Below are 14,066 nucleotides of genomic sequence, written 5' to 3'. Positions count from 1 at the left end.
TCAACCGCCTCCTACGAAAGTTACAATCTCAATTTGGTCTCCATCAAAAACAGATGTATCTGTATGATCATCTTTTTGTAAAATATCTTTATTACGCTCTACTACAACAATTCTGTTATCTAGCTCTAAATGTGTAAGTAGCTCAGCTACTGTTTTTACACTCGCTGGCACTTCAATTTGGTTACCATTAATTTTTAAATTCAAACTTCCATCCCCTTTCTAAACTCTTCTAGAAAGCAATGAATCTAGCAAATGATTCTCTTGCTTTCCTTCTATTAAATCAGCCATATATTGGCCTGACATAGGACTTAATAAAATACCGTTTCGATAATGGCCCGTGCAAGCATATAAACCTTTTATTTCTTCATGCTCTCCCATATAAGGAGCTTCATGATTCGATTGTGGCCTTAATCCTGCCCACGTGCTTTCCCATTCTGCTCCTTTTAAAGCTGGCAATATTGTATAAGCCCGCTCTAATATAGAAGTAATACTTTCTGGCTGTACAGTTTTATTGAACGTATGAGGCTTCATTGTTGCCCCAATTACGTAACGTCCACCGCGCTTTGGAGCAATATAAAATCTTTCTTGAAAAATAGGTGCTTTTAAAAGTTGTTTTCTACTTCTTACTGCAACCACTTCTCCTTTAACTGGATATGTACCCCAATCGCGGTGAAAATAACTTAGTAACTTCGTGCTCCATGAACCACCAGCAATAACAACTTTCTCGCATGCAATCATACCTTCACTTGTAACAATTCCGGTCACTTTATTATTTTCAATACGAATATCAAACACTTCTGTCTGTTCATATATATCCGCACCGGAAGTTGCCGCAGAATGTGCGAATGCTTTCGTAAGCTCTGGTGCAATAACGTGACCATCTTTCGGATAATATACTGCTCCTATAATGGATTCAGATAGGTACGGCTCTTTTTCCCGCAAATGGTTCCCCGTTAGAAAATAGGAATCTTCACCTGTTTTTTGCTGCCAATCCATAATGTGAAGAATTCTTTTCTTCTCATCTTCATTTTGAGCAATACGATAAATTCCTTTTTCTTCATATCCAATATCAATACCCGTCTTTTCACGTAAAACTGTTGCAAGTTGTGGAAATATAGCTCGGCTTTCTCTAGCAAGTTCAAATAGCGGATCATACGCATCCCATTCTGCTTGAACACCAAGTAAACCAGCAGCTGCTTTCGAAGCTTCCGATGCAATTCTTTGCTTCTCGACAATCGCTACTTTATGTCCTCTTTCTGCTAGAAAATGTGCAACTGAACTACCAATTACACCACCACCAATAATCGCTACATCATACTTCTCACACATGTTTTTCCGCCCACTTTCTTATTGATTCCTTATAAGATTTCGCTTTGCTATATGGGTTACTACTACTTATAATTCCGGACATAACTGCTATACCGCTTACACCGTTAGTAAGAACATCCATTGTGTTTTCTGGAGTAATTCCTCCAATTGCTGTAATCGGTATAGATAAACACCTTGAAATGTCTGCGATTTCTTCAAGCCCTCTCGCTGGCACACCTTTTTTACATTCTGTCGGAAATACATGGCCATAAACGAGTGAATCCGCTCCATTTTTAAATGCTACAATCGCTTCATCTAGCGAATGCACAGAATAACCGACATGCAAATACGAAAACTTTTCTTTCACTGACTTTACATCTGTGCTTCGATATCCTAGTTGAACACGAGGAATATTTAATAAAATGGCGATATCAATTCGATCGTTTATAACAATTTTAGAAGCTGGAAATCCCTCCATTAAAAGACCTTCCACCCCTTCATATAATTCCTTCGTACTCTTCTCACGCTCACGAATATGCAAATAATCAATCTCACTCTCAATCTGCATCGCTACATTCACTAACTCTTCGAATGACATATGGCCATTTGAGATTACGTGGAGCTCATTTTTCATATTCATTCGCCTACTTTAAAATATTTTCGAATAGCTCATCGGCCGGAACGATTTCTTTCGTCATTCCTTTGTCCTTCAGCCATTTATTTTGTTTCTCCCAAGACTCTTTTGAATCTGATAAGAATGGCTCATCTTTCGTTTCCATCTTCTCTAATAAAATTTTCATACTTTCCTTTTCAACTTCCGGCACAAGTGGGAAGTTTTCTTTTTCTTGATGATTTAATAAAATATTCAATGCTTCATCTGGGTTTTTCTTCATGAAATCATAGCCTTTTTTCGTACCACGTAAGAAAGCTTGCAACGCTTCTTTATCTTTTTTCAACGTTTTATCACCCGTTACAAACACAAGCTCATGATAATTTGGTACTCCGTAATCAGCTGGATTAAAGTACGCTGGTTCATGGCCTTCATGACGCATAACAGGTACTTCATGGTTAATGTACGCCCCTGTTACAGCATCTACTTTCTTCGTAATTAATGCTGGTACTAAATCAAATCCAACATCAACTACTTTCACTGTATCAGGATTACCACCAGCTTCTTTTACCATCGTTTTTAAATACATCTCACTTAAAGGTGTTCCAGAGTATCCTACTGTTTTTCCTTCTAAATCTTTCGGTGATTGAATGCCTGCTGATTTCAGTGATACAACATGATTTAATGGTGAACGTACGACAGCCCCAATTGATTTCACTGGAATTTGCTCATTCGCTCTCGCCATAACAACATCTGGCTGATAGTACAAGCCAACTGTCACCTTCCCTGCTGCTGCCAGTGTTAATGGATCAGTCGGATTAGAAGGGAATTTAATATTTACCTTTACACCTTCTTCTTTAAAGTATCCTTTTTCAATTGCTGCATAGATAAAGCTATGTACCGCATTTGGATACCAATCTAACATGACTGTTATTTCTTTCTCTTTTTTACTTTTGTCTGATGCTGAATTACTCGAACATCCTGCAATCATTGCAATTAATAATGTAAACACAAAGATGCGCTTTAAAAATTTCATGAATGCTTCCTCCAACTAATGAATTTCTTTTCTAATATGGAAATAAGTACGACGAAGAAAATAGCTAATAATGATAACAATACAATGGGTGCAAATACGCCAGCTCCATCTAACTGCGTCATCATTCTCTTACTGAAATACCCAAGCCCAGCTTGTGCACCGAGCCATTCTCCAATTGCTGCTCCGATAACACTAAGCGGAACTGCAATTTTTAAAGCTGAGAAAAAATAAGGAAGAGCAGACGGCAACTTTAATTTAAGAAAAATATCTCTTTTTGTTGCTCCATATGTAACTAAGAGCTCCTCCCATTCTTTTTTTGTACTACGCAGTCCATCATACGTATTGACCGCAATTGGGAAAAACGTAATTAAAACTGTGACAACAACCTTACTCCAAATTGTGTATCCAAACCATAAAACAAATAGCGGAGCAAGCGCAGTAATCGGAATCGTTTGTGAAGCAACTAATAATGGATAAAATGCTCTCTCCATCCATGTACTCGCATTCATTAACATCGCTAGCACTACACCTAATACGATAGAGATAACAACACCTATTAAAACGACGTATAGCGTTGCAGGTAAATGAACTGTAAATAATATGTCTTTTAGTTTCCATATCTTCATTACAATCGCAGACGGTGACGGTAAAATGTACATCTCATCTACAATTCTTGCTCCTATTTCCCACACAGCAAGTAAAATACTAGAAAGTGTAATAGCAGGAACTAATTCTTTCAATTGGTTCATCACACAAGTACCTGCCTTTGTAACATACTAAGAAGCTCATCTTTCAGCGCTAATACTTCCGGTTTATATAAATCTTTTCGTGTTCTGTTATGATCAAGCGGTACAATCCGCTCAGTCAAAGTCGTTATCGGCTGCTGTTCCACTACTAAAACTCGGTTCGAAAGAAATAACGCTTCTTCAACATCATGAGTAATGAATAAAATTGTTTTTTCCCACTCTTGCCATTGTTCAAACAACCATTCTTGCAAAGAGGCCTTCGTTAAAGCATCTAACGCGCTAAACGGTTCATCTAATAACAATATCTCCCCGCCCGTTAATAAAGTTCGGATAAAAGATACGCGTTGCCTCATACCACCAGATAAATCTTTCGGATGTTTTGTCTCATATCCTTGTAAACCAAATTTATGTAACAGTTCCTTTGCCTTTACTTGTGCTTCGTTCTTCTGTACACCTTGGCACTCTAGCGGCAACGCGGCATTCTCAATAATTGTTCTCCACGGCAAAAGCATATCTTTTTGCGGCATATACCCTACAGGATGGTGCTTCGTTTCTGTCAGTTCTATCTGTCCAGTACTTACCTTCTCTAGACCTGTAATAAGGCGAAATAAAGTACTTTTCCCACATCCACTCGGTCCGATAATACTTACAAACTCTTTCTCGTGTATAGAAGCATTTAATTCATGGATGATTGGCTTCTCATCATAATGAAAAGAAACATTATGAAACTGTAGTATGTTCTTGCTCCTCAAATCCCCACATCTCCTTACGATAGGACATATCCCAGAATAAATATTCAAATCGACTGGAATATAGGAAAATCTCCTCTAATCGGTCTAGTTCCTTCTCAGACTTTCCAACTGCCATTTCATTTAATAAATCTATTAACCAAATACAAAGGTTACCATATTCTTCAGAACTATATCCTTGAATCCACTCACCAAAGAACTCATGATCTCTTGCCCCAGGAATATCATTTAAACGCTTTCCAATTTCCCAGTAACTCCACATACATGGAAGAAGCGCTGCTATTAATTCCGCAAGTGTGCCATTTTGAGATACAGACATCATGTAATTTGTATAAGCTAAATTTTTAGCAGATGGTTTCGCAGACTCTATCTCCTCTATAGAAATTCCAAGCCTTTTTGCATATTGTTTATGAATTGTCATTTCGCCATTTAATATTCCATCAATTTGTTCAGCAAACTTTCCCATTACTTGTGGATTCGTTGCTTTTACAACACCAATCGCATATAACTTTGCATAATCTAGCAGATATAAATAATCTTGAATAATATAATACTGGAATTTATCTTTTTCTAACGTGCCATCTCCCATACCCACTACAAACAGATGATTATGACTCATCTCCCAAACCGGTTGCACAGTTTCTAATAATCTATCGCAAAATTTCATTTCTCTATCCCCTTTCAATATATGTATCTAAATAAAAAACCACTTCTATATATAAGAAGTGGTTACAGCAAATAAAATTATACATTTATTCGATGTTCCACTTCCCTTCGCTAGTATTACCTAGATCAGGTGTTGTAAGGGTTAAGGATTATTCCTCTCTCAGCAAATCAAGCACCCCTAGTGGTTTCAATATGAAATTTTCAAATAAAAAAGCCCCGTTTCTATACGCAAAGAAACGGGGACTCATTGTTAGTGTCCGAATTGCTTCCCTACGCTAGCATAATCTAGATCAGGTAATAAAAAGGATCAAAGGCTTACGGCCTACTCTCAGCTGGCAACACCAGCTCTCCTAGCAAACTATAAAATTATCACTGTCAGTATAACACCCTAATAAGACATCATCAACTGTTTTAATTTTCTTAATTATCAACAAAATATCTAAATTATACAATGCATTCATTCTATTTTAGAATATAAAACCCTAATTAATCGTATAAAAAGGAATCATTATCCTCAAAAAATTTATTTTTATATTGATTTCATATTACATTTATGTGAATACACCCACTATATTATATCTTTATACTATAATAAAATTACAACTATACAACTAGAGGAGGTCTCTATTCCATGAATATGAAAGCTACTGCTTTAACAGCAACTACTGTAGCGATTGCTTCTTTACTTCCTTCTATGGGTGAAATAAATGTACAAAAAGCAAACGCTGAACAATTATCTAATATTAAAACTGGGTATGTCAAAGTTGACCAAGTAGCATTGCATACAGAAGATAATGTAAAAAGCACATCAATTGATACAATTCGCTTTAATACAAAAGTGAACATCCTTGAAACAACTAATGTTTGGTATAAAGTATCTGTTCACAATAAAGTAGGTTATGTACAAAAAGATGCTATTTTACTAAAAAACAAACTTCAATCTAATGATCAATACATCGTTAATGCTAATGCATTAAACGTTCGCTCTGAACCTAATTTAGAATCTTCTATTTTAGATGTATTACCAAATGGCAAGTTTATTACCGTTCAAGAAGATCAAGGCGAATGGTATAAAATATCACATAATGGCCAAACAGGTTACGTACAAAAAACATTCATCTCTAATGGTTCACAACCCTTAGTAAAAGGAATCACCGTTCAAAATAATACAAAATATACTGTTGCAACATCTAATCTAAATGTACGTAGCAACGCTAGTACAAGTAGCGCTCTACTCGGTTCATTACAAAACGGTACACAAGTACAAGTAGTAGAAACTGTAGGAACTTGGTATAAAATTCGTTTTGGCACAGGATACGGATATGTAGCAAAACACTATGTAGTACAAAATCAACCACAAGCTAAAACAGATCAGCCTTCATCAATTCCAGCTGCTTTCAAATTCCCCGCTCAAGGAAGAATTAGCTCAACCTTTGATATACGCTGGGAACAAATGCATTATGGTATAGATATTGCCGCTCCAGGAAACGTCTCTATCCAAGCTGCTGCTGCAGGTAAAGTTGTGAAATCTTATTATTCAGCTAGCTATGGCAATGTTGTTTTCATTGCGCATCAAATCAATGGGAAATTATATACAACTGTTTATGCTCATATGAAGGATCGCACTGTACAAGCTGGTGATCAAGTACAAACTGGACAATTAATAGGTCATATGGGAAACACAGGTCATTCATACGGGCAACATCTTCATTTTGAATTACATAATGGAGAATGGAATTTTGAAAAAACAAATGCAGTAAATCCACTGCCATATTTAGTTAGGTAAATTGTATGCCACGCAATATACCTCTTATAATTGAATACGTAGCCTTTTTAGGTTTAATCTGTTGTTTAATCATTTACAATACAAACATTGTATTTTTATCTATTATTATTGCTTTTGTTGCATTAGAAATTATGATGGAATCATTTCAAGTGCAACTAAAACAAAAAATTGCCCATATTTATAATGCTATTTTTCTTTTGAGTGCTCTCATAACAAATATAATTAGTAATGGCTTTTATTTATCTACTGTATTTCCAGTATTCTTTATGGCTGTTTTATTATTTGTAGCTAGATATATTAATGTCCCTTATAAACAAAAACAAGAACAAGAAGCTTAGAAAGAGGAGACACTGTGTACCAATCTTTCAAAGATACTCCAATAAAATACATATTGAATTTGTATAAGAAAGCCAATACTTTTTTTGGTATACAAGGAAGTTATACTGCACAACTTCTCCTATATGGAATGTTATTTCTTGTCTTAATCACTTTCTCCTTGTTTTACTAACAAAAAAGGATCTCACATAAACTGGAGATCCTTTTTAATTTATATTAATTTTTCATATCGAAAATATTGTTTATCCACAAGCATATTTTTCATAAATAAAGCTCAGATTATATTTTTTCTCTAAGCTCATTCGTTGTTCGTCATCGCACCAATAGAAAAGAATATCATGAATCGTTGCGTAACGCTTATTTTTAAGAAATAGCCTAAAGAATGATGGTAAACAATCATGTAATTGTATAAATATATAATTGCGTAGTGTTTCTTCTTTATATTCAATGCCCTTACAAATATACAGTAATTCTTCACAATAATATGCATGTTGTGGAACTTGTATCATTTCGAAAAATGGTACATAAGATAGTAGCTTGCCAATAAAATGACCGTATCGATCCATTACTCCTAGCGTCATATGCTCCATCATTTCTTTCATCACATATAAATAATCATCTACATGAGTTGTCTTTAACGGGTCTAAGCGATCGGAAATTTGAGATAATACAGCTCTTTGACATGCTAAAACTGCCTGACTAGGTCCATAATATGATAGGAAATCTGTACACTTACGATATTTACGTAATAAATCATGTGTATATAAATCATATACGAAAGTATTACAATACATTGCTAAACTCATCATATCACTATTTAATTGCTCTTTTGATAATGATTTTGCTCTCTTGCACATATAAAAGAATGTAAATTCCAATACTTCTTTATGAGATAATAAATGTTTACACTCTGTTATACATTTCTCATTAAATTTAACTCTATCCCAAATTTCAATATCCCTATCTATCAACTCACCGATACGATATTTAATAATTAAATAGTTTAAAGCAACTGATTGCGTCAAAAGATCCCATGTTTCATATTCCAATGAAGTATGAACAAACTCAGCTAATCCTTGCGCTATCATAAAAGTATTTGCCTCTTCATACCAACCAATCTCTTGGCATAAGCGAAGAATACGCACTAAAGTTGGAATTTCATCTTTATGAAACTGCGGTAAATTCTTTACTTTATTCATGCCATATACGATAAATGCCGCTAAATTTTCTTCTTTATAAAATTCTTTCTCTTTCCATACTAATATAGTTCGTTCTTTCCCCTCACCTTTTGGGTGGCAAGGTACAAGCAAAGAAAATAATTCAGCGAAATTATTTGGTTCTATATATGTATCTGTAACCAAATTCCAATTTGGATCGCCCTGTACAGCCTTCATATAATTCCCCTTCCCTTTTCATCTATGTAGGAAATATTAATTTATTATCGTACTATTAAAAATTAATATTGTTATATTCGAAATCTATCATAATACTTATATCTATCAGTATATCATCTTTTCTCTTATTAAAAATTAAGAATAACAAATTTTAAAAAACTGTCGAAAGTATTCACCATATACTTATTATATAATGCCTCAGATACATCACGCTAACATATTAGTTTAATCCATATATACTAGAATAATGCATCTGAACTTTATATATAATTTAGCTCTTTATGAGTGATCATTAAAATCTTGGTTAATTAAATTTTCGATTTATTCCGTATGCTCTGAGATTTCGCTCAAGGCAAATCCAGCTTGATCATCTGCCGATTCCCTTATAGCTAAATCTCCTAGTGCTAACATGCCAATAAGCTGACCACTATCAACTACTGGTAACCGTCTAATTTGATACTGTGCCATTAGCTCTGTAGCTTTTTCAATAGAATCATTTGGAGAAACTGAGATAATATTTGTTGTCATTACATTTGTAATTTTATTAGATCCAGGATGTTTTTCAGCAATCCCTCGAACAACTAAATCTCGATCAGTAACAAGCCCAACAACTTGCTCATTTTCAACAACAGGAATTAATCCAACCGATTCTTCCTTCATTTTTACAGCTGCCTCATATACATTGTCTAGCGGTGTACAATGTACAATACGGGTACTCATTAAGTCTCTAACTCGTGTCATTATTTATTTCCTCCTTTTTATACATACCATAGCTTTTCCAAAATTCCTTTATTTATTTCTGGAAAGTAACATTATAAAAAGGATCAACAAAATAAAAAAGAGCCAGCATAATGCTGACTCTTTTTTGTATGACCCGTACGGGATTCGAACCCGTGTTACCGCCGTGAAAGGGCGGTGTCTTAACCACTTGACCAACGGGCCATGGCTCCGCAGGTAGGACTCGAACCTACGACCGATCGGTTAACAGCCGATAGCTCTACCACTGAGCTACTGCGGAATAATATATGGTGGGCCTAAATGGACTCGAACCATCGACCTCACGCTTATCAGGCGTGCGCTCTAACCAGCTGAGCTATAGGCCCATATACTTTACAGGGGCAGTAGGAATCGAACCCACACTGGAGGTTTTGGAGACCTCAGTTCTACCTTTAAACTATGCCCCTAAATGATGCCGGCTAGAGGACTTGAACCCCCAACCTACTGATTACAAGTCAGTTGCTCTACCAATTGAGCTAAGCCGGCATAAAAAAAATGGTGGCTCGGGACGGAATCGAACCGCCGACACGAGGATTTTCAGTCCTCTGCTCTACCGACTGAGCTACCGAGCCAACATAAATGGCGGTCCCGACCGGGGTCGAACCGGCGATCTCCTGCGTGACAGGCAGGCATGTTAACCACTACACCACGGGACCATTTGGTTGCGGGGACAGGATTTGAACCTGCGACCTTCGGGTTATGAGCCCGACGAGCTACCGTACTGCTCCACCCCGCGACAATATTAAATTAAAAAATGGAGGAGGTAGAGGGATTCGAACCCCCGCGCGACTCTCGCCGCCTGTCGGTTTTCAAGACCGATCCCTTCAGCCGAACTTGGGTATACCTCCATGAAGGAAAAAATAAATATATTATTTTTATATGTCTAAACCATTTAAAAAGAAAATGGAGGAGGTAGAGGGATTCGAACCCCCGCGCGATTCTCACCGCCTGTCGGTTTTCAAGACCGATCCCTTCAGCCGAACTTGGGTATACCTCCGAGACATATATTAAATAAAGTGGAGCCTAGCGGGATCGAACCGCTGACCTCCTGCGTGCAAGGCAGGCGCTCTCCCAGCTGAGCTAAGGCCCCATGTTTTTTGGAATATCGGGAAGACAGGATTTGAACCTGCGACCCCCTGGTCCCAAACCAGGTGCTCTACCAAGCTGAGCCACTTCCCGTTAATAAAAGCGCGCCCGAGAGGAGTCGAACCCCTAACCTCTTGATCCGTAGTCAAACGCTCTATCCAATTGAGCTACGGGCGCATATGGTGCCGAGGGCGGGGGTCGAACCCGCACGGTGGTCACCCACCGCAGGATTTTAAGTCCTGTGCGTCTGCCTGTTCCGCCACCCCGGCATGTCATATTGAAAATTGGAGCGGAAGACGGGATTCGAACCCGCGACCCCAACCTTGGCAAGGTTGTATTCTACCACTGAACTACTTCCGCAAGACATGTATGAGTTATTTTATTAAAAGTGCGGGTGAAGGGAGTCGAACCCCCACGCCAAAGGCGCTAGATCCTAAGTCTAGTGCGTCTGCCAATTCCGCCACACCCGCATATTTCATTGAAAATGGTGAGCCATGAAGGATTCGAACCTTCGACCCTCTGATTAAAAGTCAGATGCTCTACCAACTGAGCTAATGGCTCTTAATGGCTGGGCTAGCTGGATTCGAACCAGCGCATGACGGAGTCAAAGTCCGTTGCCTTACCGCTTGGCTATAGCCCAATAATTAAGAATGGTGGAGGGGGGCAGATTCGAACTGCCGAACCCGAAGGAGCGGATTTACAGTCCGCCGCGTTTAGCCACTTCGCTACCCCTCCGACATATATGGTGGAGGATGACGGGATCGAACCGCCGACCCCCTGCTTGTAAGGCAGGTGCTCTCCCAGCTGAGCTAATCCTCCATTTTGCCTGGCAACGTCCTACTCTCACAGGGACAAGGTCCCAACTACCATCGGCGCTAGAGAGCTTAACTTCCGTGTTCGGTATGGGAACGGGTGTGACCTCTCTGCCATCATTACCAGACTGTATTCATTTAAGACAAGAATTATTGTAACTCATTTAACTTTTAAAGTCAACAAGTTTTTTATATTCTTTCAAAACTAGATAACATTGCTTCATATTATATGGTTAAGTCCTCGATCTATTAGTATTCGTCAGCTCCACATGTCACCATGCTTCCACCTCGAACCTATCAACCTGATCATCTTTCAGGGATCTTACTAGCTTACGCTATGGGAAATCTCATCTTGAGGGGGGCTTCATGCTTAGATGCTTTCAGCACTTATCCCTTCCGCACATAGCTACCCAGCTATGCCCTTGGCAGAACAACTGGTACACCAGCGGTGCGTCCATCCCGGTCCTCTCGTACTAAGGACAGCTCCTCTCAAATTTCCTACGCCCACGACGGATAGGGACCGAACTGTCTCACGACGTTCTGAACCCAGCTCGCGTACCGCTTTAATGGGCGAACAGCCCAACCCTTGGGACCGACTACAGCCCCAGGATGCGATGAGCCGACATCGAGGTGCCAAACCTCCCCGTCGATGTGGACTCTTGGGGGAGATAAGCCTGTTATCCCCGGGGTAGCTTTTATCCGTTGAGCGATGGCCCTTCCATGCGGAACCACCGGATCACTAAGCCCGACTTTCGTCCCTGCTCGACTTGTAGGTCTCGCAGTCAAGCTCCCTTATGCCTTTGCACTCTACGAATGATTTCCAACCATTCTGAGGGAACCTTTGGGCGCCTCCGTTACACTTTAGGAGGCGACCGCCCCAGTCAAACTGCCCACCTGACACTGTCTCCCGGGTCGATAAGACCCGTAGGTTAGAATTTCAATACAGTCAGGGCGGTATCCCACCAGCGCCTCCACCGAAGCTAGCGCTCCGGTTTCAATGGCTCCCGCCTATCCTGTACAAACTGTACCAAAATTCAATATCAGGCTACAGTAAAGCTCCACGGGGTCTTTCCGTCCTGTCGCGGGTAACCTGCATCTTCACAGGTACTATAATTTCACCGAGTCTCTGGTTGAGACAGTGCCCAAATCGTTACACCTTTCGTGCGGGTCGGAACTTACCCGACAAGGAATTTCGCTACCTTAGGACCGTTATAGTTACGGCCGCCGTTTACTGGGGCTTCAGTTCAGAGCTTCGCTTACGCTAACCCCTCTCCTTAACCTTCCAGCACCGGGCAGGTGTCACCCCCTATACTTCGCCTTACGGCTTCGCAGAGAGCTGTGTTTTTGCTAAACAGTCGCTTGGGCCTATTCACTGCGGCTTTCCGTTAAGAAAGCACCCCTTCTCCCGAAGTTACGGGGTCATTTTGCCGAGTTCCTTAACCAGAGTTCTCTCGCACACCTTAGGATTCTCTCCTCGCCTACCTGTGTCGGTTTGCGGTACAGGCACCTTTTATCTCGCTAGAAGCTTTTCTTGGCAGCGGGGAATCAAAGACTTCGCTCCATAAGGAGCTTCCCCATCACAGCTCAGCCTTTACGATAAGCGGATTTGCCTACTTATCAGCCTAACTGCTTGGACGTGCACAACCAATCGCACGCTTCTTCTATCCTTCTGCGTCCCTCCATTGCTCAAACGATAAAGAGGTGGTACAGGAATATCAACCTGTTGTCCATCGCCTACGCCTGTCGGCCTCGGCTTAGGTCCTGACTAACCCTGAGCGGACGAGCCTTCCTCAGGAAACCTTAGGCATTCGGTGGACGGGATTCTCACCCGTCTTTCGCTACTCATACCGGCATTCTCACTTCTAAGCGCTCCACCAGTCCTTCCGGTCTGACTTCACTGCACTTAGAACGCTCCCCTACCACTGATACCATTGGTATCAATTCGCAGCTTCGGTGGTGTATTTAGCCCCGGTACATTTTCGGCGCAGAGTCACTCGACTAGTGAGCTATTACGCACTCTTTAAATGGTGGCTGCTTCTAAGCCAACATCCTAGTTGTCTAAGCAACTCCACATCCTTTTCCACTTAATACACACTTTGGGACCTTAGCTGGCGATCTGGGCTGTTTCCCTCTTGACTACGGATCTTATCACTCGCAGTCTGACTCCTAAGGATAAGTCATTGGCATTCGGAGTTTGACTGAATTCGGTAATCCGATGAGGACCCCTAGTTCAATCAGTGCTCTACCTCCAAGACTCTTACACTTAAGGCTAGCCCTAAAGCTATTTCGGGGAGAACCAGCTATCTCCAGGTTCGATTGGAATTTCTCCGCTACCCACACCTCATCCCCGCACTTTTCAACGTGCGTGGGTTCGGGCCTCCATTCAGTGTTACCTGAACTTCACCCTGGACATGGGTAGATCACCTGGTTTCGGGTCTACGACCACGTACTAAACGCCCTATTCAGACTCGCTTTCGCTGCGGCTCCGCCTCTTCAGCTTAACCTTGCACGGGATCGTAACTCGCCGGTTCATTCTACAAAAGGCACGCCATCACCCATTAACGGGCTCTGACTATTTGTAGGCACACGGTTTCAGGATCTCTTTCACTCCCCTTCCGGGGTGCTTTTCACCTTTCCCTCACGGTACTGGTTCACTATCGATCACTAGGGAGTATTTAGCCTTGGGAGATGGTCCTCCCAGATTCCGACGGAATTTCACGTGTTCCGCCGTACTCAGGATACATTCAAGAGAGAACGAAG

11 protein-coding genes, 20 tRNA genes, 2 rRNA genes and 2 riboswitches (1 of these 35 cut by a window edge) are annotated in these 14,066 nt (G+C 40.3%); of the genes, 2 read left to right on the top strand and 31 right to left on the bottom strand.

All coding sequences use genetic code 11. The annotated features are described in order from the left end of the window. Genes thiS through tenA form a run of 7 tightly spaced genes read right to left on the bottom strand, consistent with a single transcriptional unit; the run spans position 1 to position 5,116 of the window. Positions 1-204: a sulfur carrier protein ThiS gene (thiS, locus tag MHI26_RS03820; RefSeq protein ID WP_001049502.1), complete on the bottom strand. Its 204-nt coding sequence runs from the start codon at positions 202-204 to the stop codon at positions 1-3. A gap of 15 nt (positions 205-219) precedes the next feature. Beyond that, positions 220-1,329, bottom strand: coding sequence for a glycine oxidase ThiO (gene thiO / locus MHI26_RS03815; protein WP_061667662.1), 1,110 nt, complete (start codon positions 1,327-1,329; stop codon positions 220-222). Then, positions 1,322-1,942 (bottom strand): thiazole tautomerase TenI, encoded by a 621-nt coding sequence (tenI, locus tag MHI26_RS03810; RefSeq protein ID WP_000787177.1) that lies wholly within the window; start codon positions 1,940-1,942, stop codon positions 1,322-1,324. The genes thiO and tenI overlap by 8 nt, the downstream gene beginning before the upstream one ends. A gap of 10 nt (positions 1,943-1,952) precedes the next feature. Then, positions 1,953-2,954, bottom strand: a complete 1,002-nt coding sequence (locus MHI26_RS03805; RefSeq protein WP_061667663.1) for an ABC transporter substrate-binding protein — start codon at positions 2,952-2,954, stop codon at positions 1,953-1,955. Then, positions 2,951-3,703, bottom strand: a complete 753-nt coding sequence (locus tag MHI26_RS03800; protein WP_061667664.1) for an ABC transporter permease — start codon at positions 3,701-3,703, stop codon at positions 2,951-2,953. Before MHI26_RS03800 ends, MHI26_RS03805 begins: the two co-directional genes overlap by 4 nt. Continuing rightward, positions 3,703-4,452 (bottom strand): ABC transporter ATP-binding protein, encoded by a 750-nt coding sequence (locus MHI26_RS03795; RefSeq protein WP_001256794.1) that lies wholly within the window; start codon positions 4,450-4,452, stop codon positions 3,703-3,705. Before MHI26_RS03795 ends, MHI26_RS03800 begins: the two co-directional genes overlap by 1 nt. After that, positions 4,421-5,116 carry a thiaminase II gene (tenA, locus tag MHI26_RS03790; RefSeq protein WP_000666815.1) on the bottom strand — a complete coding sequence of 232 codons (696 nt, stop codon included), beginning with the start codon at positions 5,114-5,116 and terminating at the stop codon, positions 4,421-4,423. The genes MHI26_RS03795 and tenA overlap by 32 nt, the downstream gene beginning before the upstream one ends. An 85-nt stretch (positions 5,117-5,201) precedes the next feature. Continuing rightward, positions 5,202-5,305, bottom strand: a riboswitch (TPP riboswitch). 60 nt (positions 5,306-5,365) lie between these two features. After that, a riboswitch (TPP riboswitch) is annotated at positions 5,366-5,477 on the bottom strand. Positions 5,478-5,746: 269 nt separating this feature from the next. Here tenA and MHI26_RS03785 point away from each other — a divergent pair. Beyond that, entirely contained in the window at positions 5,747-6,901 is a 1,155-nt protein-coding gene (locus tag MHI26_RS03785; protein WP_061667665.1) for an SH3 domain-containing protein, read from the top strand. A gap of 5 nt (positions 6,902-6,906) precedes the next feature. Next, a complete protein-coding gene (locus MHI26_RS03780) occupies positions 6,907-7,239 on the top strand; it encodes a hypothetical protein (RefSeq protein WP_001137821.1) in 333 nt (110 codons plus the stop codon). A gap of 240 nt (positions 7,240-7,479) precedes the next feature. On the opposite strand, the gene MHI26_RS03775 is transcribed toward MHI26_RS03780, so the two are convergent. The 24 genes from MHI26_RS03775 to MHI26_RS03660 all read right to left on the bottom strand — a co-directional run. Beyond that, positions 7,480-8,631 carry a DUF3965 domain-containing protein gene (locus MHI26_RS03775; RefSeq protein WP_000648917.1) on the bottom strand — a complete coding sequence of 384 codons (1,152 nt, stop codon included), beginning with the start codon at positions 8,629-8,631 and terminating at the stop codon, positions 7,480-7,482. Between the two features lie 321 nt (positions 8,632-8,952). Next, positions 8,953-9,372 (bottom strand): CBS domain-containing protein, encoded by a 420-nt coding sequence (locus tag MHI26_RS03770; protein WP_000199019.1) that lies wholly within the window; start codon positions 9,370-9,372, stop codon positions 8,953-8,955. Positions 9,373-9,501: 129 nt separating this feature from the next. Further along, a tRNA-Glu gene (locus MHI26_RS03765) sits at positions 9,502-9,573 on the bottom strand. 1 nt (position 9,574) lies between these two features. Beyond that, positions 9,575-9,649: transfer RNA gene (locus MHI26_RS03760), tRNA-Asn, on the bottom strand. Between the two features lie 8 nt (positions 9,650-9,657). Beyond that, positions 9,658-9,734 (bottom strand) — tRNA-Ile (locus MHI26_RS03755). Positions 9,735-9,744: 10 nt separating this feature from the next. Then, positions 9,745-9,815, bottom strand: a tRNA-Trp gene (locus tag MHI26_RS03750). Between the two features lie 6 nt (positions 9,816-9,821). Further along, a tRNA-Thr gene (locus MHI26_RS03745) sits at positions 9,822-9,894 on the bottom strand. Positions 9,895-9,904: 10 nt separating this feature from the next. Then, positions 9,905-9,980 (bottom strand) — tRNA-Phe (locus MHI26_RS03740). 8 nt (positions 9,981-9,988) lie between these two features. Further along, positions 9,989-10,064 (bottom strand) — tRNA-Asp (locus MHI26_RS03735). A 3-nt stretch (positions 10,065-10,067) separates the two neighbouring features. Further along, a tRNA-Met gene (locus MHI26_RS03730) sits at positions 10,068-10,144 on the bottom strand. A 19-nt stretch (positions 10,145-10,163) separates the two neighbouring features. Further along, positions 10,164-10,256, bottom strand: a tRNA-Ser gene (locus MHI26_RS03725). 56 nt (positions 10,257-10,312) lie between these two features. After that, a tRNA-Ser gene (locus MHI26_RS03720) sits at positions 10,313-10,405 on the bottom strand. Positions 10,406-10,425: 20 nt separating this feature from the next. Next, a tRNA-Ala gene (locus tag MHI26_RS03715) sits at positions 10,426-10,498 on the bottom strand. A gap of 15 nt (positions 10,499-10,513) precedes the next feature. Further along, a tRNA-Pro gene (locus MHI26_RS03710) sits at positions 10,514-10,587 on the bottom strand. Positions 10,588-10,597: 10 nt separating this feature from the next. Continuing rightward, positions 10,598-10,671: transfer RNA gene (locus MHI26_RS03705), tRNA-Arg, on the bottom strand. A gap of 3 nt (positions 10,672-10,674) precedes the next feature. Then, positions 10,675-10,763: transfer RNA gene (locus MHI26_RS03700), tRNA-Leu, on the bottom strand. Between the two features lie 16 nt (positions 10,764-10,779). Further along, a tRNA-Gly gene (locus MHI26_RS03695) sits at positions 10,780-10,854 on the bottom strand. Between the two features lie 29 nt (positions 10,855-10,883). Beyond that, positions 10,884-10,964 (bottom strand) — tRNA-Leu (locus MHI26_RS03690). Between the two features lie 15 nt (positions 10,965-10,979). Further along, a tRNA-Lys gene (locus MHI26_RS03685) sits at positions 10,980-11,055 on the bottom strand. 4 nt (positions 11,056-11,059) lie between these two features. Further along, positions 11,060-11,134, bottom strand: a tRNA-Gln gene (locus MHI26_RS03680). An 11-nt stretch (positions 11,135-11,145) separates the two neighbouring features. Next, positions 11,146-11,229, bottom strand: a tRNA-Tyr gene (locus MHI26_RS03675). 8 nt (positions 11,230-11,237) lie between these two features. Next, a tRNA-Val gene (locus tag MHI26_RS03670) sits at positions 11,238-11,313 on the bottom strand. 5 nt (positions 11,314-11,318) lie between these two features. Beyond that, positions 11,319-11,434 (bottom strand): 5S ribosomal RNA (gene rrf, locus MHI26_RS03665). 101 nt (positions 11,435-11,535) lie between these two features. After that, a 23S ribosomal RNA gene (locus MHI26_RS03660) occupies positions 11,536-14,066 on the bottom strand; it runs 391 nt beyond the window's last position.

It is taken from the genome of Bacillus sp. FSL K6-1218, from assembly GCF_038006445.1.
Lineage (GTDB): Bacteria > Bacillota > Bacilli > Bacillales > Bacillaceae_G > Bacillus_A > Bacillus_A thuringiensis_S.
The sequence above is the reverse complement of the archived record's forward strand: the minus strand, read 5'-3'. Positions and strand labels throughout refer to the sequence as shown.

Coding starts and splice junctions, on each gene's coding strand:
- thiO (WP_061667662.1), bottom strand. CDS start 1,329: ATGTGTGAGAAGTATGATGTAGCGATTATTGGTGGTGGTGTAATTGGT.
- MHI26_RS03770 (WP_000199019.1), bottom strand. CDS start 9,372: ATGACACGAGTTAGAGACTTAATGAGTACCCGTATTGTACATTGTACA.
- MHI26_RS03805 (WP_061667663.1), bottom strand. CDS start 2,954: ATGAAATTTTTAAAGCGCATCTTTGTGTTTACATTATTAATTGCAATG.
- MHI26_RS03785 (WP_061667665.1), top strand. CDS start 5,747: ATGAATATGAAAGCTACTGCTTTAACAGCAACTACTGTAGCGATTGCT.
- MHI26_RS03800 (WP_061667664.1), bottom strand. CDS start 3,703: ATGAACCAATTGAAAGAATTAGTTCCTGCTATTACACTTTCTAGTATT.
- MHI26_RS03780 (WP_001137821.1), top strand. CDS start 6,907: ATGCCACGCAATATACCTCTTATAATTGAATACGTAGCCTTTTTAGGT.
- tenI (WP_000787177.1), bottom strand. CDS start 1,942: ATGAAAAATGAGCTCCACGTAATCTCAAATGGCCATATGTCATTCGAA.
- MHI26_RS03775 (WP_000648917.1), bottom strand. CDS start 8,631: ATGAAGGCTGTACAGGGCGATCCAAATTGGAATTTGGTTACAGATACA.
- tenA (WP_000666815.1), bottom strand. CDS start 5,116: ATGAAATTTTGCGATAGATTATTAGAAACTGTGCAACCGGTTTGGGAG.